The sequence below is a fragment of the Brevibacillus gelatini genome, assembly GCF_003710935.1.
Classification (GTDB): Bacteria; Bacillota; Bacilli; order Brevibacillales; family Brevibacillaceae; genus Brevibacillus; species Brevibacillus gelatini.
This window is the reverse complement of sequence record NZ_RHHS01000005.1, coordinates 54,207-79,247: the sequence shown is the minus strand read 5'-3', so window position 1 is coordinate 79,247 and position 25,041 is coordinate 54,207. Positions and strand designations below refer to the sequence as shown.

Sequence of the window (25,041 nt, the reverse complement as noted above, 5' to 3'; positions counted from 1 at the left end):
TGGGTTTGGATTTCCGGCTCCTTGTCCATACTGAGGCTATAGAGAGAAAAGGTTTGGAAGACTCAGTAGAGAGGGAGACGGTTTGTGATGAAAAGGATGTTACTGATCGCGTTCAGCTTGTTTATGCTTATGATGTGCTGGGAGGGACAGCTTACTTCGGCCAATGTACTCGATAACGGGCCGATCCCTCAGGAATCGATTCGCCTGCGCATTATCGCCAACAGCGACTCAGTACAGGATCAGTGGCTCAAGCGAGAAGTGCGCGATGCGCTGATCGCCCAGATGAACACGTGGGCGGAAGACATCAAGTCGTTTGAGGAAGCCGAGCAATTGGTCGCGTCCCAGTTGCCCGTTTTGCAAGAAGTGGTGGATAAAACGATCCGTGAACGCGGCTTTTCCTATCAAGCCGTCGTCGATTACGGGCAAGTGCCTTTTCCGACCAAGCTGTACGGTTCTTACGTGTATCCGGCTGGCAACTACCAGGCGCTGCGGGTGCAAATCGGCGAGGCAAAAGGGCAAAACTGGTGGTGCGTGCTGTTTCCGCCGCTCTGCTTTATCGACATGGCAAACGGAGATGCCGTACAGGCGGCAGAACCAGCGGCAAGGACCCAAACAGAGCAGAGGCAGCCAGTGACCGATCTGGAGCAGACGTCCGCCGCTGCTGTATGGAAGCTCGATCAGGAAGTCGCAGAGCAAAAAGAATGGCGGCAAGACCGTCTGGAAAGCGAGGACGCTGCAAACCGTGACGATCAGGCTGCGGGTGTTTCCCGTGCGGAACAGGCAGTGGTCGAGCAGGCAGCCCCTGCGCCGCAAGTACAGGTGCGCTTCTACCTGTGGGAAAAGCTTGAAAGCTGGTTCTCCTGAGCCTTACCATCAATCCGCAAAAAAACGACACCCCGCTGTCATGGCGCAGGTGTCGTTTTGGGTGGAAAAAGGCTTATTTTTGAGTCAGGGCAGCGAGAATCTCCGGCTTCAGCAGGCTGTGGAAGCGATGGGCAGGGATGGTGAAGGAAGGCATTCCTGCCGCATACGGAGCAATTTCGTACTGTCCGAAATGAATGACGAGATTGCCGTTTTCAAACGAGAAGCCCTGGTCGTCTGTAATGCTCTCAAAGCTGTACGGATTGTAGCCGTCCGCTGCGGTTCGTTCCTTGATTTGCTGGCGGATGAGCTGGTTGATAATGCTGCGGTAGTCGTAGCCGGACTGGAACAGGTCGGCGAGCTTGAGCCTTTTTGCTTTGTCCTGGTTGTCGATCGTATAGTAGGTGACGTTGGTCATGCCATGCGCTCCGCCAGTATAGACGTATGTCTGGATGGAGAAAGACACGAGCTTGCCTGCCTGGTGTACTTCATAGGAAATATCGAGTGCGTGCGGGCGCGGCTCCCAGCCGTATTTTTTTGCTTCTGCTGCATCCTGCTTGCCTGCTTTTTGGCCTTCGGCAAGACCTGTTTGTGCTTCTTTCAGCAGATCGGCGTTCAGTTTGGCTTCAAACGCTTTATCCTTCAATCCGCTAATGACCGGGATCGTCACTTTGCCCTCGAACTCTTTTGTGCTGACGGACATCACTTTTGGGGTGAACACCACTCCGGTTGCTTGCGGCTTTTGTGCTTGTACGGCAGGCACAGGCTTGGCCGCAGTAGGAGAAGCTGCCAGGACGGGGGCAGTAGCGGCGGTCAGCAATACGGCTGTGCCGAGCAGGCTGGAAGTAACGGATTTCAACAATGTCATGTTCATTCACGATCCTTTCGATCCAAGAGAAGATGTATCTCGCTTGCATGGACTTATTCTACTACACCGTTCTGACGGATGAGGTTAAGAATTGGTAACAAAGACTTTTCTGAAAGTTATTCACAAGTTACCCACAGCCTGTTGAAAACTTCTGGATGCACATCTATACTAAAGGCACTTATGACATAGAAACGAGATAAAGAAAGGATTTTATTAAGATGGAAACCAATTTGGTGACGAAAGTCTGGTCTGTGGATAACGATGTGGAAAACATCCGCAGTTGTACACAGATTGTGGATGCAGCCCGTTTGCTGCGCGCGGGGGAAGCTGTCGCTTTTCCAACGGAAACGGTGTACGGCCTGGGCGCGAATGCATTGTCTGATCCCGCAGTGGAGAAAATATTTGCAGCAAAAGGCAGACCGAGCGACAATCCGCTGATTGTGCATATCGGAGAGCTTGCGCAATTGTCCACAGTCGCAGGTTCCGTTCCGGAAAAAGGCCGGAAGCTGATGAACGCATTTTGGCCGGGGCCGTTGACGATCATCCTGCCGAAAAACGATCAGGTCGCATCGCTGGTAACGGCAGGGCTGGATTCAGTCGGGGTGCGCATGCCGGACCATCCGATTGCGCTCGCCCTGATCCAGGAAGCAGGCGTGCCGATTGCAGCTCCAAGCGCGAACCGTTCCGGCCGTCCGAGTCCGACTACGGCTGCGCACGTGTTTGCCGATCTGGACGGACGGGTAGCGGGGATTGTGGATGGCGGAGCTACCGGAGTCGGTGTCGAGTCGACGGTCATTGACGTGACGGTCGATCCGCCTGTCATCCTGCGGCCCGGAGGCATTACCCGGGAGCAGATGGAGCTTGTGATCGGTCCGGTCGAGCTCGATCCTTCTTTTCAGGTGGGCGCGGTAGAGACGCCGCGTGCGCCCGGGATGAAATATACGCATTACGCCCCGGAGGGGGAAATGTGGCTGGTGACAGGCGACGAAGCACAGGTCCGCGCGAAAATGGCGGAGCTGCTCGCTGAAGCAAAACAGCATGGGCAAAAAACCGGAGTGCTGGCGACGGAAGAGTCGGCTCGATACTGGCGGGAACAGGCGGCGGCCGACGTCGTCTTGTCTGTTGGCTCCCGGCACGATCTGGAAAAAGTCGCCCAGCAGCTTTATGCTGTATTGCGCGAGTTTGACAATCAACACGTTCAGTTTATTGTAGGTGAAACTTTCAGCCGCGATGGCCTGGGTATGGCCGTCATGAACCGGCTGGAGAAAGCGGCGGGCGGTCGCATCCTGTCCGTCTAAAACAGTCTAAACTCCCCCTTGTCCGCATAAGGTGAAGAGACAGGGGGGAGGCCGCTTGGACCAGGTGTTGTTTCATTGGGGGCAATTTTTGACGCTGCTCATCATCGCCTTTGCTTTGAGCATGGATGCGTTTTCGCTGGGGATCGGCGTAGGCATGGTCGGCATACGTTTGCGGGAAATTGTCAAAGTGAGCATTACCATCGGACTTTTTCATATTATGATGCCTGTCGTCGGGATTGCTGTCGGCGCTTATTTGTCTGACTTGGTGGGCGACATTGCCGTTTTCATCGGCGGCGGAGTGCTGATCTTGATCGGTTTGCATATGCTGTGGAATGGACTGTTTCACGGCGACCAAAAAAGCGTCCTGAAAACAAAAGGAATCGGGCTATGGCTGTTTGCCTTCAGCGTCAGTCTTGACGCGTTGACAGTCGGTTTTTCGTTTGGTCTGATTGAAGTAAACAAAATTCTCGCCATCTCCCTGTTCGGCGTCATGGGGGCGGCCATGTCCTATTTCGGACTTTTGCTTGGCAGAAGTGTGGGAGGATGGTTGGGCGATTACAGCGAATTAGTAGGGGGACTTATTTTGTTTTGCTTCGGTCTGAAATTTGTCATCTAGCAGGCTGACAGAAAGGAGGGGCGATCATTGAAACGGATTTTATTCGTCTGCACGGGAAATACTTGCCGCAGTCCGATGGCGGAGGCGATGTTTCGCGCCAAGACAGCCGGACAGGAATTTGAAGTGCGTTCGGCCGGAGTGGCGGCATATGCAGGACAGCCTGCTTCCGCGCACGCCCAGGCGGTGCTGGCGGAGCGGGGCATTGAGCATGCACATGAGTCGAGCCAGCTGAATGAAGAGCTGATCGAGTGGGCTGACCTCATTTTGACGATGACGAACAATCACAAGCACGCCATCCTGAGCTTTTTTCCGGCGGCTGCTGACAAGGTGCATACGCTGCAGGAGTTTGCCGGAGTGGAGGGCTTGCAGGATATTGCTGATCCTTTCGGTGGAGCGCTGGAGGATTACCGTCGTTGCGCCGAGGAAATCGAGGAGTCGCTGGACAGGCTTTTGGAGCGGTTGATGGAAGCGCGTTTTCGTAAATAACGGAACAAAAGGAGGTGCTGGTTGGTAGCCAGGACCTTGTTTCGCATGAGAGTACGAACGTTTTTTAATCAATCAAACAAAATGTTCACTTTTTACCTCCAGCTTTTTGATGTATAATGAGTGAGATCATGAAACAAGCGAGGGATGGCAGAATGAAAGTGGCGATTGCTGCAGATCACGGGGGATACAAGCTGAAAGAGGAAATCAAGACTCTGCTCGCCTCCATGAACATCCAGACGGAAGACTTCGGTTGCTCTTGCGAGGATTCGGTAGATTACCCTGATTACGCCTTGCCCGTAGCGGAAAAAGTGGCAGCAGGCGAGTTCGACCGGGGCATCCTGGTTTGCGGAACCGGCATCGGCATGTCGATTGCAGCCAACAAAGTTCCTGGCATTCGCTGTGCGCTTGTGCACGATACTTTTTCTGCACGTGCTACTCGTGAGCATAACAACTCGAACGTGTTGGCTCTGGGTGAGCGGGTTATTGGACCTGGTTTGGCGCTTGATATTGTGAAAATTTGGCTGGAGACAGAATTCCAGGGCGGCCGCCACGAGCGTCGTGTGGAAAAGATCGCGCAAATCGAAGCGAAGCACACGGGAGTGAAGTAAGTGAATCTATCCGCTATCGAACAAGAGGTTCGTCAACTGGTGGAGGAAGTCGCCGGGCTTGCCAATCTCAAGGCCGGACAGGTCATGGTGATCGGGTGCAGCACAAGTGAAGTGCTGGGCAAGCACATTGGAAAAGCCGGCAGCCGGGACGTGGCCGCCGCCATTTATCGCGGCATTCGCACTGTGCAGGAGCAGCGCGGCTTTGCTGTGGCCTTTCAATGTTGCGAACATTTGAACAGGGCGCTCGTGCTGGAGCGGGAAGTGATGGAACGCTACGGACTGGAAGAGGTCTCGGTCGTTCCCGTGCCGACTGCTGGCGGTTCCATGGCTGCACACGCTTTTACACAGCTTGCCGATCCGGTTGTGGTGGAGCAGATTCGCGCCCATGCAGGCATTGACATCGGTGACACGCTGATTGGCATGCACTTGAAGCAAGTGGCTGTGCCTGTGCGTCCCGCGCAGCGGACTGTGGGCGAAGCGCATGTCACCGCTGCACGCACACGCCCCAAGCTGATTGGCGGCGCGCGAGCAGTCTATGAAGTTGTACCCCAAAATGAAAGCTGTACCTAATAAGAATGTGGGACAAGCCCATTTTCGAGGAGGAAAATAAATCATGCTAGAATTTTTGCGTAAACAGGACCCGCAAGTATTGGAAGGCATTCAACTGGAGCTGGGAAGACAGCGTGACAAAATTGAGTTGATTGCATCCGAAAACTTCGTAAGCCGTGCGGTTATGGAAGCAATGGGAACGGTACTGACCAACAAGTACGCCGAAGGCTATCCAGGCCGTCGCTACTATGGCGGTTGCGAATACGTGGACATCGTGGAAAACATCGCGCGCGATCGCGTCAAGGAAATTTTCGGCGCCGAGCATGCGAACGTACAGCCACACTCCGGCGCGCAAGCAAACATGGCGGTTTACTTCACCATTTTGCAGCCGGGCGACACTGTACTCGGAATGAACCTGTCCCACGGCGGCCACCTGACACACGGAAGCCCTGTAAACTTCTCCGGTACGCTGTACAACTTCGTAGAGTATGGCGTGGAGCAAGACACCCACGTGATTAACTACGACGATGTTCGTGCAAAAGCGCTGGAGCACAAGCCAAAGCTGATCGTAGCAGGTGCAAGTGCTTATCCGCGCACAATTGATTTTGCCAAATTCCGTGAAATCGCGGACGAAGTAGGCGCATACTTCATGGTAGACATGGCGCACATCGCTGGTCTGGTTGCGGCTGGCCTGCATCCAAACCCGGTGCCACATGCGCACTTTGTCACCTCCACTACGCATAAAACATTGCGCGGTCCTCGCGGCGGTCTGATCCTGTGCAAAGAAGAGTTTGCAAAAGCGATCGACAAATCCGTGTTCCCAGGCGTGCAAGGCGGTCCGTTGATGCACGTTATCGCGGCAAAAGCGGTTGCCTTCGGTGAAGCTCTGAAACCAGAGTTCAAAGACTACGCAACACGCATCGTAAACAACGCCCGCGTCTTTGCAGAAACGCTGCAAGCAGAAGGACTGACACTCGTCTCCGGCGGAACCGACAACCACCTCGTACTGGTTGACGTAAGCAAAATCGGCCTGACTGGCAAAGTAGCCGAGCACCTGTTGGACGAAGTAAACATCACCACCAACAAAAACACCATCCCTTACGATACACAAAGCCCATTCGTCACAAGCGGTATCCGCATGGGTACGCCAGCCGTCACCAGCCGCGGCTTCGACGAAGAAGCGATGAAAGAAGTAGCAGCCATCATCGCCCTGACCTTGAAAAACCCGGAAGACGCAGCCAAACACGACGAAGCACGCCAACGCGTAGCAGCGCTGTGCCAACGCTTCCCGATGTACGAAGGCTTGACGATCTAATTTTCAAGAACATTTCTCAAGCAGACAGACCCCGTGAGCAACCTCATGAGGGTCTGTTTTTTTACTTTCTTTCAGTCTCTTCCCTGGGAACCGTCTTCTCCTCCCCGCAGCCCCAACCCAGCCAAACAGAAAAAAGCCAGCGGAGGAAAAAAGTACGAAGATTAGGCAAATTGACGACAACCCTCTCCTTCGCTATGATGGAAAAGATGCATTGATACGGAAACGGAGGAACGTACATGAGCCGTGTATATGTGTTTGACCACCCGCTGATTCAGCATAAACTGACGTTTATTCGTGACAAGAATACAGGAACCAAAGAATTCCGCGAACTCGTGGACGAAGTGGCAACCTTGATGGGCTACGAAATCACCCGCGACATGCCGCTTGAGGAAACCACCATCGAAACCCCGGTAGCCACCTGTAAATCCAACGTGATTGCCGGCAAAAAAGTTGGACTCGTACCAATCCTCCGTGCAGGACTTGGCATGGTCGACGGACTGCTCAAGCTGATCCCTGCCGCAAAAGTCGGCCACGTGGGACTGTACCGCGACCCAGAAACATTGCAGCCTGTGGAATACTACGTCAAGCTGCCTTCTGACGTAGCCGAGCGCGAACTGATCGTGATCGACCCGATGCTCGCGACTGGCGGTTCTGCTGTCGCGGCGATTGCTGCGCTGAAAAAACGCGGAGCGCGAAATCTCAAGCTCATGTGCCTGATTGCCGCTCCGGAAGGCATCAAAATGGTACAGGACGAGCATCCTGACGTAGATATTTACGTAGCCGCGATTGACGAATATTTAAATGACCATGGATACATTGTGCCAGGCCTTGGCGATGCGGGCGACCGCTTGTACGGCACAAAGTAGGCGGAGAGGGAATTCAAGATGAAAAAAGTAAAAGTAATGACGGTATTCGGGACGCGTCCGGAAGCGATCAAGATGGCCCCCCTTGTGCATGAACTGAAAAAGTACAGCGGGCAAATCGAATCGGTCGTTTGCGTGACCGCCCAGCATCGCCAAATGCTCGATCAGGTGTTGGGGATTTTCGATATTACACCGGACATTGACTTGAACATCATGAAAGACCGCCAGACGCTCGTTGATGTGACGACACGCGCCTTGCAAAGTCTCGATGCGGCGATCAAGGAAGTAAAGCCGGACATCGTTTTGGTGCATGGCGATACGACGACGACATTCGTTGCGAGTCTGGCCGCTTTTTACAACCAGGTAGCAATCGGCCACGTGGAAGCGGGCTTGCGCACCTGGGACAAGTATTCGCCGTTCCCGGAAGAGATGAATCGCCAACTGACAGGCGTGATGGCGGACCTGCACTTCGCTCCGACAAACGGGTCTGCCGACAACCTCAGACGGGAAGCGAAGCCGGAGGAAAACATTTACATTACCGGAAACACAGCGATTGATGCACTGAAAACAACGGTGCGCGAAGATTACACGCACCCGGTTCTCGACCGCGCAGGCGACCACAAGCTGGTGCTGATGACCGCTCACCGCCGCGAAAACCTGGGTGAGCCGATGCGCCGCATTTTCCGTGCGGTCAGAAGACTGGTGGACGAGCATCCCGAGATCGCCGTCGTCTACCCGGTGCATCTCAACCCGGTCGTGCAGGAAGTAGCGCAGGAAATTTTGGGCGATCACGAGCGCATTTCGCTGATCGAACCGCTCGACGCGCTTGATTTTCACAACTTCGCCCGCCGCGCTCACCTGATCCTGACCGATTCCGGCGGCGTTCAGGAAGAAGCGCCGTCACTTGGCGTGCCTGTGCTGGTGCTCAGAGATACAACCGAGCGTCCGGAGGGGATTGAAGCGGGTACGCTCAAGCTGGCGGGTACAGACGAAGAACAAGTATACACAATGGCAAAAGAGCTGCTGACCAATCAGGCAGCCTACGATGCAATGGCGCACGCCGCGAATCCGTATGGGGACGGAGAGGCTTCCCGCCGTATTGTAGAAGCAATCCTGTATCATTTTGGATTGCGTTCCGAGCGTCCTGAGCCGTTCAAGCCGGGACAGTAAGCATTTGCCCATACAGCCAAAAGTGACCCGTCCGGTAGCGACTGCCATTATCCGGACGGGTTTTCTTGCTGCCTGGACAGACTGACAATTTGGTTTGTTTTGCCAACAGGGAATCTGCAAAATTGGCGAAACTATCCACTACCTCACTGCGTCTAACGAATAGTTACCGACTTACATAAGAAACAGACAGAGTTTGGAAAATGGAGAGGAGTCACCAACATGAGAGCGCAAAGGATAGTGACGCTGCTCACGGCTACGACAATGGCCTGGGGAGCTTTTGTTCCGTTTGTGCCCCTTGCGACGAACGTCGCGCACGCCAGGGCGGAAACCAGTGCATTGAACATGGTGTGGCAAACCCCGATCGGAGAGGGGACCACTTTGCTCAAATATACGAAATCGTTTGCGAATCAGGCCGTAACCATCATGGTAACCAAGGTGGATCTGAACAACCCGTACGTGGAGGTCAAGCCCGTCTACGGGACTGCCGGCAAACTGACAGAAAGACAGACCGTTACCCAGATGGCTCGCGAAACAGGCGCGATCGCTGCGATCAACGCGGACTTTTTCAACATGTCCAAGCGGGGCGCGCCGTTTGGCATCGTGCTGAAGGACGAGCAGTTGATTTCCTCGATGGGCTTGATCTCGTACTGGTATAGCCTGGGGCTGACCGGAGACAAGATCGCGATCATCGAAAAGTTTGGGTTTGGCGGAAAAGTCACCGCACCAAACGGGGCTGTCTACTCGATTCAAGGTGTGAACAAGGAAGAGTACAATCCGAGCGACGGCCGCAAAAGCCACCAAAACCAGTTGAACGTCTATACACCTTCCTTCGGCAAAACAAGTCTGGGCGCGATTCCTGGCTACAAGGATGTCGTCGAGATTTTGTTCGTGGACAACGTCGCCAAGGAAGTGCGCGTCAATCAACCGGGAGTATACATACCGTACAACGGCTACGTCCTGTGGGGACACGGCGCGGCAGCGGCCTTCCTCAAGCAGAATTTCCCGGTTGGCGCCAAAGCGACCATCGAGTACCAGACCACCCCGCAAACACTCGACTTGAAGCAAGCGGTAGGCGGCAACGTGCTGCTCGTGGATCAGGGCAAAGCCTTGACGTCGTTCCAGGCGGACAAGTCGATCACTTCTGCCAATGCGCGCACGGCAGTAGGCGTTTCCCAGGATGGAAAAACGCTGTACATGGTAACGGTTGACGGGAACAAAGGCGTTTACCTGGACGAGCTGGCAAAAATCATGGCAGAGCTGGGCTCCTACCGCGCCGTGAATTTTGACGGCGGCGGCTCGACGACGATGGCTGTGCGCATGCTGGGCGAGACGCATGCCAACCTCGCCAACAAACCGACCGGCGGTGCCGAACGCCGCGTGCCGACCGGACTTGCTGTGTACAACACCGCTCCGCCAGGAGAATTGCGAGGATTCCAAATTGACGTGCCAGCCGACATCCTCATCGGCCAGACCGTTACGCTCAATGCCTCCAAAGGGTACGATACGCATTATCAGCCATACGCGATCAATCCGGCAAATGTCACTTGGGAAACAGATGCGGGTACAGTAGAGGGACAACGCTTCACGCCAGCGCGCTCGGGCCAGATCAAACTGACAGGCCGACTGGGCAACGTGACGCAAAACAAAGAGGTTCACGTCATCGCGGGCAGCGAGGTCCAACAGATCGTCGTCTCCCCGAACCCGGTCACGATTGCACCGGGACAAGCTGTCACGCTTGACGTGAAAATCAAGACGAAAAAAGGAGCGACGCTCCAGGCGACGCCGCTTAGCGTCAAAGCGAGCGTAGATTCTGCTGTCGCTGCCGTCAACGACAAGCTGCAGCTTGTAGCAGGCAATGAACCGGGAAATGGACACCTGACGATTACGTATGACGGTGTGTCGACAACCGTTCCATTTGCGGTCGGCCAATTCGAGCAGCCATGGCTGACGTTTGACAACCAGGTCGGCATGTACCACGCGGCCAACCCGAGCAGCATCAGCTCGGCGGGCTCGTTTGCGCTCGTTTCGGATCAGGTGTTCCGCACGAAAAAAGCGGCAAAGCTCGTCTACAACTTCTCCGGAGCGCCAGCGAACAACATGCGCATCTCTTACGGCGTGCTTGGTTCTCAGCCAGTCACCATCCCAGGCAAGCCGCTCGGACTCGGCCTGTGGGTATACGGGGACAACAGCAGACACTGGCTGCGCGCGGAAGTGCTGGATGCCAACGGCAAGCCCGTCTACGTCGATCTGGCAAAAGAAATCGACTGGACAGGCTGGAAGCAGGTAAAAGGCTACTTCCCGAGCAACGCCGCCTATCCGTTGAAGCTGAAGAGCATCTACGTTGTAGACCAGGCGAACGACGGCATTACACACGACAAAGGAACGCTGTACTTCGACGAATTCTCGCTCCTGTTGCCAAACCAGACAGGACAGCCGGGCAATGCGGTTGTTGTGCCTGAACTGCCGGGCAGCCTGTCGCTGGGGGCGGAGCTTGACCTTGGCTACTCGTTTGAGAAGACTGCTCCGTTTTTGGACAGCGCTCTGGTGGAAGTCGAATCGATTGTCACCCAGCAACTGCCGGGGTATGTCCCCGCGGACTACTCGTTCACGATCAAGCCGGGTGAACGCAAGGCGGGCACGGACGATGCGATCTCGACGTCTCCGATCAAGCTGACGCTGGTGCCGAAGAAGTGGATCGCCGGAAAAGGAGTCGGACTGCTGTACGTCAACGAAGTCAATCAGACGCTCGACCCGCTCCTGGGCACCATGAACGCACAAGGACAGTGGGTATATGAAGTGAACAGCTACGGCAAATACATTCCGTACTACATGGACAATGCCGGACTGGTTAGCCCGTCGTTTACCGATATTGCCAACCATCCAGCCAGGAAGGAAATCATGTTCATGGCTGAGAACGGCTATGTCAAAGGGCTGACGGAAACGACGTTCGGCCCGGAAGCTTCGCTCACCCGAGCGCAGTTCGTCACCTTGCTGGCGCGCGCGTTCAATTGGGAACTGCCCGCCTCGCCGAAGCTCAGCTTCAAGGACAAGGTGCCTGACTACGCGCAGGGAGCTGTGCAGGTTGCCGTTGCCAAAGGCTTGGTAAAAGGCTACGAGGATAAAACGTTCCGTCCGGACAAACCTGTGACCAGAGCGGAAGCGGCTGTCATCCTGGACCGTCTGGTGAACAAAAAAGGAGCGGCCAAAACCGTTTCCGATAAAGGAACATGGCCGTCCTGGGCAGCTTCGTCCATCACCAACATGGTCGGACTCGGCCTGATTGATCCGGTCGGCGGAAAATACCAGCCGAACAAACCGACAACCCGTGCAGTATGTGTCGTAGCGCTCTATCGCATTTTGCAGCAAACCAAATAAGCCGGGTAAACCGTACAAAGCAAAGACCACGCTTCTCCAATCGGGGAGGGCGTGGTCTTTTGTTATGAATCGGAAAGTACAAAGAAACAACCTTCCGCTGAAACGTGGTTCTCCCAAAAAAAGTCATTGCCAAAAACGGTAAACCGAATTAACATTTCAGTTAACAAATATATGTTAACCAAGGATGTGATTTGGTTGTTACATACTTCTTACTATGACTACGCCGAACTGGCGCAAAAGAACAGGCAATTTTTGTGGCATCCATTTACGCAGATGAAGGACTACAACGCGCAGGAGCCTTTGATTATTGCCAGAGGCGAAGGGGTCAAGCTGATCGACGTCAATGGAAAGTCGTATTACGACGGCTTTTCTTCTGTATGGCTGAACGTGCACGGCCACAATGTACCGGAGCTGAACCGGGCGATCACGGAGCAACTGACTCAGATCGCGCACTCGACGCTGCTGGGAATGGCAAACGTGCCGTCCATCCTGCTGGCAGAGCAGCTGGTGCGAATTGCCCCGCCCGGACTCAGCAAAGTATTTTACTCGGACAACGGCGCGACTGCGGTGGAAATCTCCCTGAAAATGGCGTTCCAGTATTGGCAAAATCGCGGCCGGACGGGCAAGCAGGCTTTTATCACGATGAACAACGCTTACCATGGCGACACGATTGGAGCTACCAGCGTGGGAGCGATCCCGCTGTACCATCAGGTTTACAAGCCGCTGCTCTTTTCTCCGTATGTCATCCCGTACCCGTATCCGTACCGGGACGGAGGCGAGCAGGCTGCTGTGGAAGCAACCTTGAGCAAACTGGAAAGCCTGCTGCAACAAAAAGCAGGAGAGATTGCCGCGATGATTGTCGAGCCTGTCGTTCAGGGCGCAAGCGGGATGATCGTCATGCCGGACGGCTGCTTGCAGCGGATTGCCGAGCTTTTGCGCGCGCACGACGTATTGCTGATTGCGGATGAGGTGGCGACAGGCTTTGGCCGGACGGGAAAAATGTTCGCCTGTGAGCACGACGGTGTAGTGCCGGACATCATGGCCGTTGCCAAAGGGTTGACCGGAGGCTATTTGCCTGTAGCAGCCACACTCGTTACGGAAGAGATTTACGACGCTTTTTACGCGGACTACGAGGAACAGAAGACGTTTTTCCACGGCCATTCCTATACCGGAAATCCGCTGGGCTGTGCCGTAGCGCTGGAAAACTTGCGGCTGATGGAAGAGCGAAGGCTGGTCGAGCAGGTGGCCAAAAAAGCGGTCGGGCTGGAGCAGCTTTTGCAGCCGCTACAGGCAGAGCCGCACGTTGGCGACATCCGGCAAAAAGGGCTGATGGCAGGAATTGAGCTGGTTCGCGACAAGCAAACGAAGGAGCCGTACCACTGGAACGAGCGCATTGGCGTCCGCGTCTGCCAGCGGGCGAGAGAAAAAGGACTGTTGACGAGACCGCTGGGCAATGTCATTGTCTTCCTTCCGCCGCTCGCCTCAAGCATGGCCGAGATCGCGGAAATGGTGCAGATTTTGGCGGAATCCATTCGCGAGGTCACGCTGGAACAGAAGGAGCAGGCGGTGCGATGACCAAGCCATTTGCCGGATTGTTCATTGCCGGGACGGACACGGATGTAGGCAAAACCGTCGTCACGGCTGGAATTGCCGCTGCGCTGCGCGAGCAAGGCTGCGATCTCGGCGTGTGGAAGCCTGTCCAGTCCGGGGCGCTGGCACATGAGCAGAAGAGCGATGCTTTTCGCTTGCGGGTCTGGAGCGGTGTAGAGGACTTGTGCGAGGAGATTGCGCCACTGGCTTTTTCTGCGCCGCTGACACCTTGGCTGGCAGCGCAAGCGGAGGGCAGGACGCTCACGCTGGACAACGTAATCGCGGGCGGACGTTCCTTGATGGCGAAGCACGACTGGCTGCTGGTCGAGGGAGCAGGCGGGCTGGCTGTGCCGCTGACGCAAACGGAGCTAATGGTCGACCTCGCCGTCCGGCTGCAACTGCCGCTTCTGCTGGTCGCCCGCGCGGGGCTTGGCACGATCAACCACACGCTTTTGTCGCTCTGGTATGCGCGCTCCAGAGGGCTTGAGGTGGCGGGTGTGATTTTAAACGAAGCAGCCCCTGCAACTGCGACCGATGAGAGTGTGGCCACCAATGCCGCGATGATCGAACGTTACGGAAATGCTTCTGTCTGGGGAGTGCTGCCGTACATGGGCGGAGCGTTTACCCGACAGCAACTGGTGGAATCGATGCGGGCGCATGTGGACGTGTCGCCTGTCGAAAGTGTGCTGAAAAAGCAATCCATTAAAGGGGAGATACAAAAATGAACAAGACGGTTTCCATGAACTGGAACGAGTACGCAGACAAGGCTGTGCAAAAAGAAGCGCTGACGCAGGAGGAGGCGTTGCACGTCCTGCAAGCGCCAGACGACGAACTATTGCCGCTCTTGCACGCCGCTTTTCGGGTCAGGAAGCACTTTTTCGGGAAAAAGGTCAAGCTGAACATGATCCTGAACGCGAAAAGCGGACTGTGCCCGGAAGATTGCGGATACTGCTCGCAGTCAATCGTTTCTACAGCTCCTGTTGCCAAGTACACCATGCTCGACAAAGACACGCTGCTGGCAGGAGCGCGGGAAGCGCTGAATCGGAAGGCAGGCACTTACTGCATCGTCGCTTCTGGCCGCGGCCCGACCGAAAAGGAGCTGGGACAGGTGATCGAAGCGGTAAAAGAAATTCGTGCGACGATGCCGCTCAAAATATGCGCCTGTCTCGGCATCCTGAGCGACGAGCAGGCACAGCGGTTGAAGGAAGCGGGCGTACACCGCTACAACCACAACCTGAACACAAGTCGCAACCACTACTCGGCGATCACGACTACCCATACGTACGATCAGCGGGTGGAAACCGTTGATACAGTAAAAAAAGCGGGGATGTCACCGTGCTCTGGCGTCATCGTCGGCATGGGGGAGAGCGACGAGGAGATCGTGGAGATGGCGTTCGCCTTGCGCAGCCTGGATGCGGATTCGATTCCGGTCAACTTTTTGAATGCAATTCCAGGGACGCCGCTGCAAAACCAGGGCCGTGTTCCTGCGAAAAAAGCGCTGAAGGTGCTGGCGCTGTTCCGCTTCGTCTGCCCGGACAAAGAGATTCGTGTGGCAGGCGGACGCGAGGTCAACCTGCGCAGCTTGCAGCCGCTGTCACTCTATGCGGCCAATTCGCTGTTTGTGGGCGACTATTTGACGACGCCAGGGCAGGAGATTTCAGCCGATCACCAAATGATCGAGGACCTTGGCTTCGAGATCGAGCTATGTGCGCTCTAGGCAAAGAGGTGCGGCCAATGAAGCACAGGTACGAATGGCTGGAGACGGAGTGGAAGCGGATGCGAGAGCAGTCGCTGGACAGAGCGTGGCAAACGGTGGAGCCACTGGCCGAGGCAGGGGGCGCATGGATTTGTGTTCGCGGGAAAAAGCTGCTGAATTTGTCCGTTAACAACTATTTGGGCCTTGCGCATGAGCAGCGAATCGTGGAAGCAGGCGAGCGGGCCGCGAGGAAATGGGGCGCGGGAGGTACGGCTTCCCGCCTCGTGCTCGGCAATTACCCGCTGTACGACGAACTGGAGCAGCGTCTGGCGGAGTGGAAGCGGCGCGAAGGAGCGCTCGTGTTTGCGAACGGCTATCAGGCGAATACGGGCGTGATCGCTGCACTCGCAGGCCGCGGCGATGTCGTTTTCAGCGATCGGCTGAATCACGCCAGCATCGTCGACGGCATTATCCTGAGCCGTGCCGAGCATGTCCGTTATCGGCACAACGATCTGGAGCACCTGGAGTTTTTGCTGCAAAAGTATCAGGGCAAAAGACGAAAATGGATCGTGACGGACAGCATTTTTTCCATGGATGGCGACAAAGCTCCTTTGCTTGCTCTCGCCGAGCTGCGCGAGCGCTACGGCGCCCTGCTTATGGTCGACGAGGCGCATGCGGGTGGAGTGCGCGGGGAACAGGGCCAGGGCTTGTGCCACGAACTGGGGATGGCCGATCAGGTCGATGTGCTGGTAGGTACGTTCAGCAAAGCCTTCGGAGTGTACGGCGCGTACGTATGTGCCGATCAGCCTGTGATTCGCCATCTGCGCTCAAAGGCTCGCTCGCTCATTTACTCTACCGCTCTGCCGCCTGCCGTCATCGGCTCGACGCTGGAAGCCTTGACGCAGATCGAGACGGACACGTGGAGAAGGCAGGCTCTCCGGGAAAATGCGAGTCTGTTTCGGCAAATGCTGCAAGAAAAAGGTTTTCACATAACAGACGACGATACGCAAATTATCCCGCTTGCGATCGGAGAAAACGAGCGGGCGCTGCAATTCAGCCAGAAGCTTTTGGAGCGCGGGATTGCCGCTGTCGCCATTCGTCCGCCTACCGTTCCGGACGGGACGGCGCGCATCCGTTTTACGGTGATGGCGACGCATACGCCGCAGGAACTGACATGGGCCGTCCAGGAGCTGACTGCGATTCGCGATGAGCTGGACGGGAGGGATGCGCTGTGACACCCGCCATACTTTGGCTGACAGGCTGGGGGATGCCGGATTCGTGTTGGCAGGAGGTCCGTCAACAGATTCCTTGCGCGCTGCATCTGGCACCGGACTATTCTCGCGTATCCCGCCCGGAACAGTTTTGCGAGGTGGTAGAACAGACGGCCCGCTCTATCGACGGAAACGAGCTGATTGTCGTCGGCTGGTCCATGGGCGGGCTGCTGGCGCTCAGGCTGGCAGCTTCCCGGCCCGTAGCAGGGCTTGTTCTCATCGGGACTACCATGCGTTTTGTCCGCCATCCGGCAGAGCGGAACAAAGGCTGGGGCGCAGTCGTGCTGCAACGGATGAAACGGCTGCTGCCAACAGAGCGCGAGCGGGTCATGGCCCAATTTGCGGAACAGATGCTGTCGGCAAAAGAACGTGAACAAAACCGACTGGAGATGGAAAAAGCCGGGGAGCAGTGGAGCGAGCAAGCGCTGCTCGCAGGTCTGGACTACCTGGCAAGCGAGGACTGTCGGCATGTAGCCGCGTCGCTTTCCTGTCCTGCCATCGTCATTTCCGGCACAGACGACCTCATCTGTCCACTGGCGGCGGGCGAAGAGCTGGCGAACACACTGCCGGATGCCGATTTTGTGCCGCTTAAAGACTGCGGCCACATGCCCCACGTTTTTTACCCGGATGTAGTCGGGACAGCAGTAACGAGGATGGTGAAGCAGATTGCCCGCAAATACAGTCAAGCATCGTTTCAGTAACAAGGCAGCTTCCTATGAGCAGTATGCCATCGTGCAAAAGGAAATGGCGAATCGACTGAACGCAATGGTTCAGACGGCCCTCCCCCGTGACGCGGTTGCCAGCATCCTGGAGGTCGGCTGCGGCACGGGACGGCTGACTCGCTTGATTCGGAGCCAGTACCCGCATGCCGATTACGAAGCGATTGACGTCGCCGGCGGGATGATCGCGCAGGCACAGGCCAGCCTTGCCAGTCTCGGCCTGAAAGCGCGCTTTTGCCAGGCAGATGCAGAGGAATGGGTCTGGACGCAGCCAGCGGCCTCCCGTGATTTGATTGTGTCGGGAGCCTGCTTTCAGTGGTTTTTTCGTCCCGAACAGACGATCCGCGGCTTAGGCCGCTTGCTGAAGCCAAACGCCCCGCTCTTTTTTTCCACCTTCGGGCCAGCCACCTTTTGCGAGCTGCACGATTCTTTTGCCTATGCCCACGCAAGCCTGGGCGAAAACAACGTGCGCCACGGCCTGGCGTTTTTGGCGGCGGAGCAGTGGCTGTCCATGCTGGAAGCGGCGGGAATGGGTTCCTTGCAGGCGATACAGCAAAAGGTCGTGCTGCACTATCCGCGTGTAGCGGACTTTTTGCATGCAATCAAGGCGGTAGGCGCAAATACGAGCGAGGACAAGCGTGCGGGGCTGGGACGAAGAAGGCTGATGCTGGCGATGATGGACTATTACGAGCGGACGTACGGCGGGGAGCAGGGCGTGCGCGTCACCTACGATTTGCTCTACATCAGCGGGAGTCGTCAACCGCGCCCGTAAGCGGGCCGCATTTGCACCGTTCACGCGGCATTTTGCTTCAACCCCTGACAAACTGGTAGCCACTCAGAATGTGGAAAGCAGCTTTTTCTGCATGAAAGCGATTTCTTTGCAGGAATTCGTATAAAAATATGGAATTTTAAGAAGGTTGGCTATCCTGTTCATTCGAGGAGTGTTTGAAAGATGGGTCAAAAGGAAATCGTGATTGCAAGTGCAGTGCGTACAGCTATCGGCAGCTTTCAGGGCACGCTTGCGGGAATCAGCGCGACAAAGCTGGGCGGAATCGTCCTCGAAGCCGCTTTGGAGCGCGCTGGTGTGTCCAAGGATGCCGTTGATGAAGTAATTATGGGAAATGTGCTGTCTGCGGGTCTGGGACAAAATCCCGCGCGCCAGGCTGCGATTCAGGCGGGCTTGGCCCACGAAGTGCCATCCTTGACGATTAACAAAGTATGCGGCTCCGGGCTGAAAGCCGTTCATTTGGCTGTGCAGGCGATTTTGAGCGAAGACGCCGAGGTCGTGCTGGCAGGCGGTATGGAAAACATGAGCCAGGCCCCTTATTTGCTGGAGGGAGCGCGCTCGGGGTACCGCATGGGTGACCAGAAGGTGGTCGACACAATGATCCGCGACGGTCTTTGGTGCGCATTCAACGACTACCATATGGGAATCACGGCGGAAAATCTGTGTGCCAAATACGGGATCGGACGGGAAGAGCAGGACGAGTTTGCGGCGTGGAGCCAGCAAAAAGCCCAGAAAGCTCTGGAAAGCGGCCGTTTTCAGGACGAGATCGTACCCGTTCCGATTCCGCAGCGCAAAGGCGATCCGGTGCTGTTTTCCATCGACGAGTTTCCTCGTGCCGGCGTAACGACCGAGATGCTCGCCAAGCTGAAGCCAGCTTTTAAAAAGGACGGAACCGTAACGGCGGGCAACGCATCCGGCATCAATGACGGGGCGGCAGCCTTGCTGATTATGACCAGGAAAAAAGCGGACGAGCTGGGCGCAAAGCCGCTCGCGCGCATCGTTGCCAACGCCAGCGCAGGGGTCGATCCGAGCATCATGGGCTACGGTCCGGTTCCTGCTACCCAACGCGTATTGGAAAAGGCAGGACTGTCCTTGTCCGACATCGATCTGATCGAAGCGAACGAAGCTTTTGCCGTTCAGTCGCTGTCTGTCGGAAAAGCGCTCGGCATTGATCGGGAAAAGCTGAACGTTAACGGGGGAGCCATCGCGTTAGGACACCCAATTGGCGCAAGCGGGGCGAGAATTTTGGTGACGCTTGTTCACGAATTGCAAAAGCGCGAAGGGGCAAAATATGGATTAGCAACCTTGTGCATTGGCGGCGGACAAGGCGTTTCGACGATTGTTGAAAAATTGTAGGTTTTTAATTGTGAACGCTTTGTGTACACAACAAGACGAACATTGACAAAAGGAATAATTCTTCGTTAATATGGATGAGGGCAAAGGGGCACTTGACACCAGCCCTCTCCTTATTGTATGAAAGGAGAATGTTGTTCCGTGTCAAAAATTGACAATCCTTGGCGAGCTATCACGTTGGTCACCCTGATTGGTGTCGATATGGCCGTTTGTGTGATTGCGGGAGTCCTGCTGGGAAAATATCTCGATGGTCTCTTTGCTACCAATCCGCTCTTTCTGATGGTTGGACTGCTCGCGGGATTAGGAATAGGCGTGTACAGCGTCTACCGCATCATTCGCGGTTACCTCTAGGGAGATGGGACATGCAAACGTTTTCTTCGGCAATGCGATCCACGTTTCGCTATGCCTTTTTCTGTGTGGCAATCGCCGCGATACTCTGGGCGCTGTTGCCATCCTGTCGTTTTTTTTTGCAAAGCCTCCTGCTCGGGATGGCTGGCAGTCTGGTGAATGGCACGGTTCTCTTCAGTAAAACCTGGCGAATCGGCCAGATGGCTGTTGATCCAGGTGTGCGCCCCAAAGGGACAGGCATGCTGCAACGATTGGTTGTGGCTGGCTTTGCTGTCTTTTTGACCATGCGCTTTCCTCACTTGTTTGGACTGGCCGGAGTGCTCATCGGCTTGTTCCTCTTTCAGATTCTCAGCTTCCTTTTTGTGTATCGCTCCATTAAATAGATAAGTAGAATTCTTTTTCACACATGCACGCTAAGCAATTTACTCGCGCGGAAGAAAGGGGTGAAATACATGCATTATTCTCTGCGATTTGAATGGTTGGGCATGGTATTTGACATCTCCACTATTCTCATGATTTTGGTAACCTCTCTGGTGGTGCTTTTGCTCTGTATCGGGATGACTCGCAACCTGACCTCCGCTACGCCAAGCGGCGCGCAAAACGTGATGGAATGGATTGTGGACTTCGTAACCGGTATTACAAAAAGCTATATTTCACCGAAAAAGGCTGCGGGGTTTGTCTCGCTGGCGCTGACTTTGTTCCTCTACATTTTCATTGGAAACCAACTCGGTCTTGTATTTAACGTGAATACAACTCACCACAACGCTGAAGGTCAGCAGGTAAGCGAAAAGGTTAAAGACATGCTGACGGTTTCCACGAACGAAGAGGCGAAGCAGCAAAAGCTGGCCAAGCTGGAGGAAGAGTTGAACTCTACCGATCCGCACTCACACGGTGTTGTCATCGGATGGTGGAAATCGCCAACCGCAACTCCGAGCGTAACTTTCGCCCTCGCACTCACCGTGTTGCTGTACGCGCACTATCTGGGCATGAAGAAGAGCTTCGGCGGATGGTTGAAACATACATTCCTGAACCCGATTCACATTCTCGAGGAGTTCATCATCAAGCCGCTGACGCTTCCTTTGCGTCTATTCGGTAACATCTTTGCGGGTGAGGTATTGATTGCCTTCCTGTTGAGTGTAGGGATCTTCGGAAGCATTCCGTTGTTCCTGTGGCTTGGCTACTCCGTGTTTGTCGGCTCTGTACAGGCATTCATTTTCACTACGCTGGCGATGGTTTACATCTCTCAGCAAGTGAATGAAGATCACTAATCTGCATTTCCCGATTTTATACTCGTTTTTCACAACACTAAGGAGGTTTTTAAACAATGGAAGGTTTGGCTCTTGCAATTGGTATCGTATTTGGTCTGGCTGCTCTTGGTGCAGCGATTGGTAACTCCCTGGTAATTTCCCGTACAATTGAAGGTGTAGCTCGTCAACCAGAAGCACGTGGTAACCTCATGGGTCTCATGTTCCTGGGTCTCGGTCTGGTAGAGGCGGTTCCGATCATCGCTGTAGCGATCGGTTTCATTCTCTTCGGTCGTATGTAGTCAGCGAGCTAGGTAAAAATAGGCGGGCGCTTGATACCCGCCTCTATTTTTGAGTGAGTGGAAGCCTGTGCTTTCATTCGGCAAGAAGTTTGGAAGCTTCACGGCAAACGTGAAGTCAGATGATTGGCAAAGAGCGGTTCATACCGTGATGATACATCTTTCTTTTCGCAGGAAGGAGTGAAACGAATGCTCGACTTTGGAGCGGTATCCCTGGAATGGGGAACGCTTTTAACCCAAGCAATTGTGTTCTTGTTGTTGCTCTTGCTGGTTCGCAAATTGGCCATGGGCCCAATCGTTGGCATCATGGAAAAACGTCGTCAGCATATCGAAAATCAAATTTCAACGGCTGAGCGCAACCGTGCGGAGGCAGAAGCTCTCCTGGCAGAGCAGCGCCGCGTACTGGATGAAGCTCGCGCTGAATCCAAAGCGATCATCGACCGTGCTACCAAGCAGGCGTCTGATGAAGCTAACAAAATCGTGGCAGAAGCTCAGGCTGCATCCGAACGTCTGAAAGCGGACGCAAGCGCTGAACTGGCACGCGAAGTAGAAAAAGCAAAACTCGAACTGCGTGAGCAAATGACAAGTCTTTCCGTACTCTTGGCTTCCAAGATTATCGAAAAAGAACTGGACGAAGCAGCGCAAAAGTCCACTGTTGACAAATTCCTTGCTCAAGTAGGAGATCGCCTATGAGTAGCGCAGTAGGGAAGCGTTATGCTCGCGCTCTCTTTGAAGTAGCGAGCGAGCGTGGCAAGATCGATCAGGTAGAAGCAGACCTTGGTGCGATCGTGCAGGCTGTGGAAGGCAACGAAGATCTGAAAAAGATCATGCAGCACCCGCACATCGCGGCAGATGCAAAGGGCAAACTGGTTGAAGAACTGTTCAAAAACCATGTAGGGGAAGAGAGCTTCAACTTCCTGAACGTCTTGATTGACAACGGACGGGAAGTGCAACTGTCTGACATCTACAGCTCCTTTGTACAATTGGCAAACGAAGCGCGTGGCTATGCAGATGCTGTCGTCACAAGCGCGAAGCCGCTTTCTGAAGAAGAACAGGCGGAGCTGGCTGAGAAGTTCGGCCAAACAGTAAAGAAAAAGCTGCGGATGACAACGGTGGTAGACCCTTCGATTCTCGGCGGCATTATTATCAAAATCGGCGACCGTCTGTACGATGGCAGCCTGAAAACAAAGCTGGAAACCTTTGCGCAAAAAGCGTAAAGCTCGGTCTTTAAGAAGTTGGATGAATGGGGTGAATTAAGTGAGTGCAATCAGACCAGAGGAAATTAGCTCCCTCATCAAAGAGCGGATCGCTAATTTTAAATCTGAAATCGAAGTTGTAGATGTAGGCACAGTCATCCAGGTAGGTGACGGTATTGCCCGCGTTCACGGTTTGGAAAAGGCCATGCAAGGGGAGCTCCTCGAGTTCCAAAATGGCGTAATGGGTATGGTACTCAACTTGGAAGAAGATAACGTGGGTGTCGTTATTTTGGGACCTTTCCGCGACATCAAGGAAGGCGACACTGTAAAACGCACCGGCCGCGTTATGGAAGTTCCAGTAGGGGAAGGGCTGCTTGGCCGCGTAGTAAACCCGCTGGGTCAACCAATCGATGGTCAAGGACCTATCGTAAATAACGGATACCGCCCGATCGAGAGCCCGGCTCCTGGCGTTATGGCGCGTAAATCCGTACACGAGCCGCTGCAAACCGGTATCAAAGCGATTGACGCGATGATTCCGATTGGCCGCGGACAGCGTGAGTTGATTATTGGTGACCGCCAAACTGGTAAAACAGCAGTGGCGCTCGACACAATCATCAACCAAAAAGGCAAAGACATGATTTGTATCTACGTAGCGATCGGTCAAAAGCAATCGACCGTTGCGAACATCGTAGAAACGCTGCGTAAAGCAGGCGCTCTGGAATACACCATCGTCGTTTCCGCTACAGCTTCCGATCCGGCGCCAATGCTGTACCTGGCTCCTTATGCTGGTGTTACGATGGCTGAGTACTTCATGTACAAAGGCGGACACGTTCTGTGCGTATACGATGACCTGTCCAAACAGGCTGCTGCATACCGCGAAATGTCCCTGTTGCTCCGCCGTCCTCCAGGCCGCGAAGCGTATCCTGGTGACGTATTCTACCTGCACTCCCGTTTGCTGGAGCGCGCTGCGAAACTGTCTGATGAACTGGGTGCAGGTTCCATTACTGCTCTGCCGTTCATTGAAACCCAAGCGGGTGACATTTCCGCATACATTCCAACCAACGTAATCTCCATCACGGACGGTCAGATCTTCCTGGAGACAGACTTGTTCAACTCAGGTCAACGTCCAGCGGTTAACACCGGTCTTTCCGTATCCCGTGTAGGTGGTGCCGCGCAAATCAAGGCGATGAAAAAGGTTGCAGGTCCGCTCAAGCTTGAGTTGGCTCAATACCGTGAGCTTGCTGCGTTTGCCCAGTTCGGTTCCGATCTGGACAAGGCTACCCAAGCTCGTCTGACCCGCGGTGAGCGCTTGATGGAAATCATGAAGCAAGGCCAGTTCGATCCAATGCCTGTTGAGAAGCAAGTTGCTTCCATCTACAGCGCGACTCGCGGCTACCTGGATGACATTCCAGTAGCAGACGTACGCCGCTTTGAGAAAGAGCTGCTGTCTTTCCTGGATTCCAACAAACCACATCTGCTGGAGCACATCCGCACTACGAAAGACCTCCCAGATGAAAAAGAACTGAACGCAGCGATCGAAGAGTTCAAAAAAGGCTTTTCGGTAACTCGCTAATCGTTAACCTGATAGACATCAGATGCATGCCGGGCCAATAAGCCCGGGCATGCGTCCTCAAGGTGGTGAAAACGAGTGGCAAAAGGAATTCGTGAGATTCGACGCAGTATTAAAAGTACCAAAAATACGCGCCAAATCACTAAAGCGATGAAAATGGTGGCGGCAGCGAAGCTCCGCCGCAACCAGGAGAAGGCTGAGGCAGCACGTCCTTACGCTGACAAGATCCAGGAAGTGATCGCCAGCATTGCGAGCGGGACATCCGGTTCCAAACATCCGATGCTGCAAAAACGTCCGGTGAAAAAGACTGGTTACATTGTCATCACTTCCGACCGTGGACTTGCTGGCGGTTACAACGCCAACATGCTTCGTAAAGTGGTTACGACCATCAACGAAAAACACAAGTCCAAGGACGAGTACGGCATTTTTGTAATCGGACGCAAAGGCCGCGACTTCTTCAGAAAGCGGAACTATCCGGTTTTGGAAGAGGTGACAGGTCTGCCAGCCAGCCCAACCTTTGCTGACATCAAGAAAATTGCCAGTGCGGCAGTCCAGATGTTCGCAAACGAACAAATCGACGAGCTGTACCTGTGCTACAACAAGTTCCAAAGTGCAATTTCGCAAATACCGACCGTGAAACAATTGCTGCCATTGGAAGCTCCCGAGAGCAGCGAAGTGCGCACAATCAATTACGAGTATGAGCCGTCCTCGGAAGAAGTTTTGGCTGATCTCTTGCCAAAATACGCGGAAACACTGGTGTACAGTGCGCTTCTGGAAGCGAAGGCTTCCGAAGAAGGTTCCCGTATGACCGCAATGGGCAACGCGACAGACAATGCAACGGATATGATTAACCGTTACACCTTGAGCTACAACCGTGCCCGTCAGGCAGCCATTACACAAGAGATTTCCGAGATCGTTGCAGGTGCAAACGCACAGGCTTAAGCGGCAGTGAATAGCTC

Annotated in this window: 26 protein-coding genes; 25 read left to right on the top strand and 1 reads right to left on the bottom strand. The window is 54.6% G+C overall.

The genetic code is table 11. From position 1 onward, the window contains the following. The first annotated feature begins 87 nt into the window (after positions 1-87). The gene (gene spoIIR, locus EDM57_RS00680; RefSeq protein WP_122902858.1) at positions 88-864 is read left to right on the top strand and encodes a stage II sporulation protein R; all 777 of its coding nucleotides are present in this window, start codon (positions 88-90) and stop codon (positions 862-864) included. Between the two features lie 73 nt (positions 865-937). Here the strand turns inward: spoIIR and EDM57_RS00675 are convergent, their stop codons facing one another. Then, complete coding sequence (locus tag EDM57_RS00675) at positions 938-1,729, bottom strand: DUF3298 and DUF4163 domain-containing protein (RefSeq protein WP_122902857.1); 792 nt, start codon at positions 1,727-1,729, stop codon at positions 938-940. A gap of 218 nt (positions 1,730-1,947) precedes the next feature. Here EDM57_RS00675 and EDM57_RS00670 point away from each other — a divergent pair, with 218 nt between their 5' ends. The 24 genes from EDM57_RS00670 to atpG all read left to right on the top strand — a co-directional run bounded on the left by EDM57_RS00670 (position 1,948) and on the right by atpG (position 25,024). Next, entirely contained in the window at positions 1,948-3,027 is a 1,080-nt protein-coding gene (locus EDM57_RS00670) for an L-threonylcarbamoyladenylate synthase (RefSeq protein ID WP_122902856.1), read from the top strand. 55 nt (positions 3,028-3,082) lie between these two features. After that, on the top strand, positions 3,083-3,643 hold the full coding sequence (locus tag EDM57_RS00665; protein WP_122902855.1) for a manganese efflux pump MntP: 561 nt from the start codon (positions 3,083-3,085) through the stop codon (positions 3,641-3,643). A 27-nt stretch (positions 3,644-3,670) separates the two neighbouring features. Beyond that, positions 3,671-4,129 (top strand): low molecular weight protein arginine phosphatase, encoded by a 459-nt coding sequence (locus EDM57_RS00660; protein WP_122902854.1) that lies wholly within the window; start codon positions 3,671-3,673, stop codon positions 4,127-4,129. 152 nt (positions 4,130-4,281) lie between these two features. After that, entirely contained in the window at positions 4,282-4,737 is a 456-nt protein-coding gene (gene rpiB / locus EDM57_RS00655; protein WP_122902853.1) for a ribose 5-phosphate isomerase B, read from the top strand. Beyond that, positions 4,738-5,307 (top strand): TIGR01440 family protein, encoded by a 570-nt coding sequence (locus tag EDM57_RS00650; RefSeq protein WP_122902852.1) that lies wholly within the window; start codon positions 4,738-4,740, stop codon positions 5,305-5,307. 43 nt (positions 5,308-5,350) lie between these two features. Beyond that, a complete protein-coding gene (locus tag EDM57_RS00645) occupies positions 5,351-6,601 on the top strand; it encodes a serine hydroxymethyltransferase (protein WP_122902851.1) in 1,251 nt (416 codons plus the stop codon). Positions 6,602-6,837: 236 nt separating this feature from the next. After that, positions 6,838-7,467 (top strand): uracil phosphoribosyltransferase, encoded by a 630-nt coding sequence (upp, locus tag EDM57_RS00640; protein ID WP_122902850.1) that lies wholly within the window; start codon positions 6,838-6,840, stop codon positions 7,465-7,467. A gap of 18 nt (positions 7,468-7,485) precedes the next feature. Next, positions 7,486-8,634, top strand: coding sequence for a non-hydrolyzing UDP-N-acetylglucosamine 2-epimerase (wecB, locus tag EDM57_RS00635; protein ID WP_122902849.1), 1,149 nt, complete (start codon positions 7,486-7,488; stop codon positions 8,632-8,634). 219 nt (positions 8,635-8,853) lie between these two features. After that, positions 8,854-12,009: a phosphodiester glycosidase family protein gene (locus EDM57_RS00630; protein WP_122902848.1), complete on the top strand. Its 3,156-nt coding sequence runs from the start codon at positions 8,854-8,856 to the stop codon at positions 12,007-12,009. A 171-nt stretch (positions 12,010-12,180) separates the two neighbouring features. Then, positions 12,181-13,584, top strand: a complete 1,404-nt coding sequence (gene bioA / locus EDM57_RS00625; protein ID WP_122902947.1) for an adenosylmethionine--8-amino-7-oxononanoate transaminase — start codon at positions 12,181-12,183, stop codon at positions 13,582-13,584. Further along, a complete protein-coding gene (gene bioD / locus EDM57_RS00620) occupies positions 13,581-14,324 on the top strand; it encodes a dethiobiotin synthase (protein WP_122902847.1) in 744 nt (247 codons plus the stop codon). The genes bioA and bioD overlap by 4 nt, the downstream gene beginning before the upstream one ends. Beyond that, entirely contained in the window at positions 14,321-15,316 is a 996-nt protein-coding gene (gene bioB, locus EDM57_RS00615) for a biotin synthase BioB (RefSeq protein WP_122902846.1), read from the top strand. The genes bioD and bioB overlap by 4 nt, the downstream gene beginning before the upstream one ends. Before the next feature lie 17 nt (positions 15,317-15,333). Then, entirely contained in the window at positions 15,334-16,530 is a 1,197-nt protein-coding gene (bioF, locus tag EDM57_RS00610) for an 8-amino-7-oxononanoate synthase (protein ID WP_122902845.1), read from the top strand. Continuing rightward, entirely contained in the window at positions 16,527-17,267 is a 741-nt protein-coding gene (locus tag EDM57_RS00605) for an alpha/beta fold hydrolase (protein WP_122902844.1), read from the top strand. The genes bioF and EDM57_RS00605 overlap by 4 nt, the downstream gene beginning before the upstream one ends. After that, on the top strand, positions 17,233-18,057 hold the full coding sequence (gene bioC, locus EDM57_RS00600) for a malonyl-ACP O-methyltransferase BioC (RefSeq protein WP_122902843.1): 825 nt from the start codon (positions 17,233-17,235) through the stop codon (positions 18,055-18,057). The genes EDM57_RS00605 and bioC overlap by 35 nt, the downstream gene beginning before the upstream one ends. A gap of 180 nt (positions 18,058-18,237) precedes the next feature. Then, on the top strand, positions 18,238-19,428 hold the full coding sequence (locus tag EDM57_RS00595) for an acetyl-CoA C-acetyltransferase (RefSeq protein WP_122902842.1): 1,191 nt from the start codon (positions 18,238-18,240) through the stop codon (positions 19,426-19,428). 138 nt (positions 19,429-19,566) lie between these two features. Further along, complete coding sequence (locus tag EDM57_RS00590) at positions 19,567-19,776, top strand: AtpZ/AtpI family protein (protein WP_122902841.1); 210 nt, start codon at positions 19,567-19,569, stop codon at positions 19,774-19,776. Positions 19,777-19,787: 11 nt separating this feature from the next. Continuing rightward, the gene (locus tag EDM57_RS00585) at positions 19,788-20,156 is read left to right on the top strand and encodes an ATP synthase subunit I (protein WP_122902840.1); all 369 of its coding nucleotides are present in this window, start codon (positions 19,788-19,790) and stop codon (positions 20,154-20,156) included. A gap of 69 nt (positions 20,157-20,225) precedes the next feature. After that, positions 20,226-21,041: a F0F1 ATP synthase subunit A gene (atpB, locus tag EDM57_RS00580; protein WP_122902839.1), complete on the top strand. Its 816-nt coding sequence runs from the start codon at positions 20,226-20,228 to the stop codon at positions 21,039-21,041. Positions 21,042-21,097: 56 nt separating this feature from the next. Continuing rightward, positions 21,098-21,319, top strand: a complete 222-nt coding sequence (gene atpE, locus EDM57_RS00575; protein ID WP_005831752.1) for a F0F1 ATP synthase subunit C — start codon at positions 21,098-21,100, stop codon at positions 21,317-21,319. Between the two features lie 186 nt (positions 21,320-21,505). Beyond that, on the top strand, positions 21,506-22,009 hold the full coding sequence (atpF, locus tag EDM57_RS00570) for a F0F1 ATP synthase subunit B (RefSeq protein ID WP_122902838.1): 504 nt from the start codon (positions 21,506-21,508) through the stop codon (positions 22,007-22,009). Further along, positions 22,006-22,533, top strand: a complete 528-nt coding sequence (locus tag EDM57_RS00565; protein ID WP_122902837.1) for a F0F1 ATP synthase subunit delta — start codon at positions 22,006-22,008, stop codon at positions 22,531-22,533. Before atpF ends, EDM57_RS00565 begins: the two co-directional genes overlap by 4 nt. Before the next feature lie 40 nt (positions 22,534-22,573). Then, positions 22,574-24,085: a F0F1 ATP synthase subunit alpha gene (gene atpA, locus EDM57_RS00560; RefSeq protein WP_122902836.1), complete on the top strand. Its 1,512-nt coding sequence runs from the start codon at positions 22,574-22,576 to the stop codon at positions 24,083-24,085. A 75-nt stretch (positions 24,086-24,160) separates the two neighbouring features. After that, on the top strand, positions 24,161-25,024 hold the full coding sequence (gene atpG / locus EDM57_RS00555; protein ID WP_122902835.1) for an ATP synthase F1 subunit gamma: 864 nt from the start codon (positions 24,161-24,163) through the stop codon (positions 25,022-25,024). Positions 25,025-25,041 lie beyond the last annotated feature (17 nt).

What these genes read in the sequence shown, in the direction of transcription:
- upp (WP_122902850.1), top strand. Translation starts at nt 6,838, where the DNA reads ATGAGCCGTGTATATGTGTTTGACCACCCGCTGATTCAGCATAAACTG.
- bioB (WP_122902846.1), top strand. Translation starts at nt 14,321, where the DNA reads ATGAACAAGACGGTTTCCATGAACTGGAACGAGTACGCAGACAAGGCT.
- EDM57_RS00675 (WP_122902857.1), bottom strand. Translation starts at nt 1,729, where the DNA reads ATGACATTGTTGAAATCCGTTACTTCCAGCCTGCTCGGCACAGCCGTA.
- atpF (WP_122902838.1), top strand. Translation starts at nt 21,506, where the DNA reads ATGCTCGACTTTGGAGCGGTATCCCTGGAATGGGGAACGCTTTTAACC.
- bioA (WP_122902947.1), top strand. Translation starts at nt 12,181, where the DNA reads ATGTTAACCAAGGATGTGATTTGGTTGTTACATACTTCTTACTATGAC.
- EDM57_RS00630 (WP_122902848.1), top strand. Translation starts at nt 8,854, where the DNA reads ATGAGAGCGCAAAGGATAGTGACGCTGCTCACGGCTACGACAATGGCC.
- EDM57_RS00670 (WP_122902856.1), top strand. Translation starts at nt 1,948, where the DNA reads ATGGAAACCAATTTGGTGACGAAAGTCTGGTCTGTGGATAACGATGTG.
- EDM57_RS00645 (WP_122902851.1), top strand. Translation starts at nt 5,351, where the DNA reads ATGCTAGAATTTTTGCGTAAACAGGACCCGCAAGTATTGGAAGGCATT.
- rpiB (WP_122902853.1), top strand. Translation starts at nt 4,282, where the DNA reads ATGAAAGTGGCGATTGCTGCAGATCACGGGGGATACAAGCTGAAAGAG.
- atpE (WP_005831752.1), top strand. Translation starts at nt 21,098, where the DNA reads ATGGAAGGTTTGGCTCTTGCAATTGGTATCGTATTTGGTCTGGCTGCT.
- bioF (WP_122902845.1), top strand. Translation starts at nt 15,334, where the DNA reads ATGAAGCACAGGTACGAATGGCTGGAGACGGAGTGGAAGCGGATGCGA.
- EDM57_RS00565 (WP_122902837.1), top strand. Translation starts at nt 22,006, where the DNA reads ATGAGTAGCGCAGTAGGGAAGCGTTATGCTCGCGCTCTCTTTGAAGTA.
- EDM57_RS00595 (WP_122902842.1), top strand. Translation starts at nt 18,238, where the DNA reads ATGGGTCAAAAGGAAATCGTGATTGCAAGTGCAGTGCGTACAGCTATC.
- EDM57_RS00585 (WP_122902840.1), top strand. Translation starts at nt 19,788, where the DNA reads ATGCAAACGTTTTCTTCGGCAATGCGATCCACGTTTCGCTATGCCTTT.
- bioD (WP_122902847.1), top strand. Translation starts at nt 13,581, where the DNA reads ATGACCAAGCCATTTGCCGGATTGTTCATTGCCGGGACGGACACGGAT.
- atpB (WP_122902839.1), top strand. Translation starts at nt 20,226, where the DNA reads ATGCATTATTCTCTGCGATTTGAATGGTTGGGCATGGTATTTGACATC.
- spoIIR (WP_122902858.1), top strand. Translation starts at nt 88, where the DNA reads ATGAAAAGGATGTTACTGATCGCGTTCAGCTTGTTTATGCTTATGATG.
- wecB (WP_122902849.1), top strand. Translation starts at nt 7,486, where the DNA reads ATGAAAAAAGTAAAAGTAATGACGGTATTCGGGACGCGTCCGGAAGCG.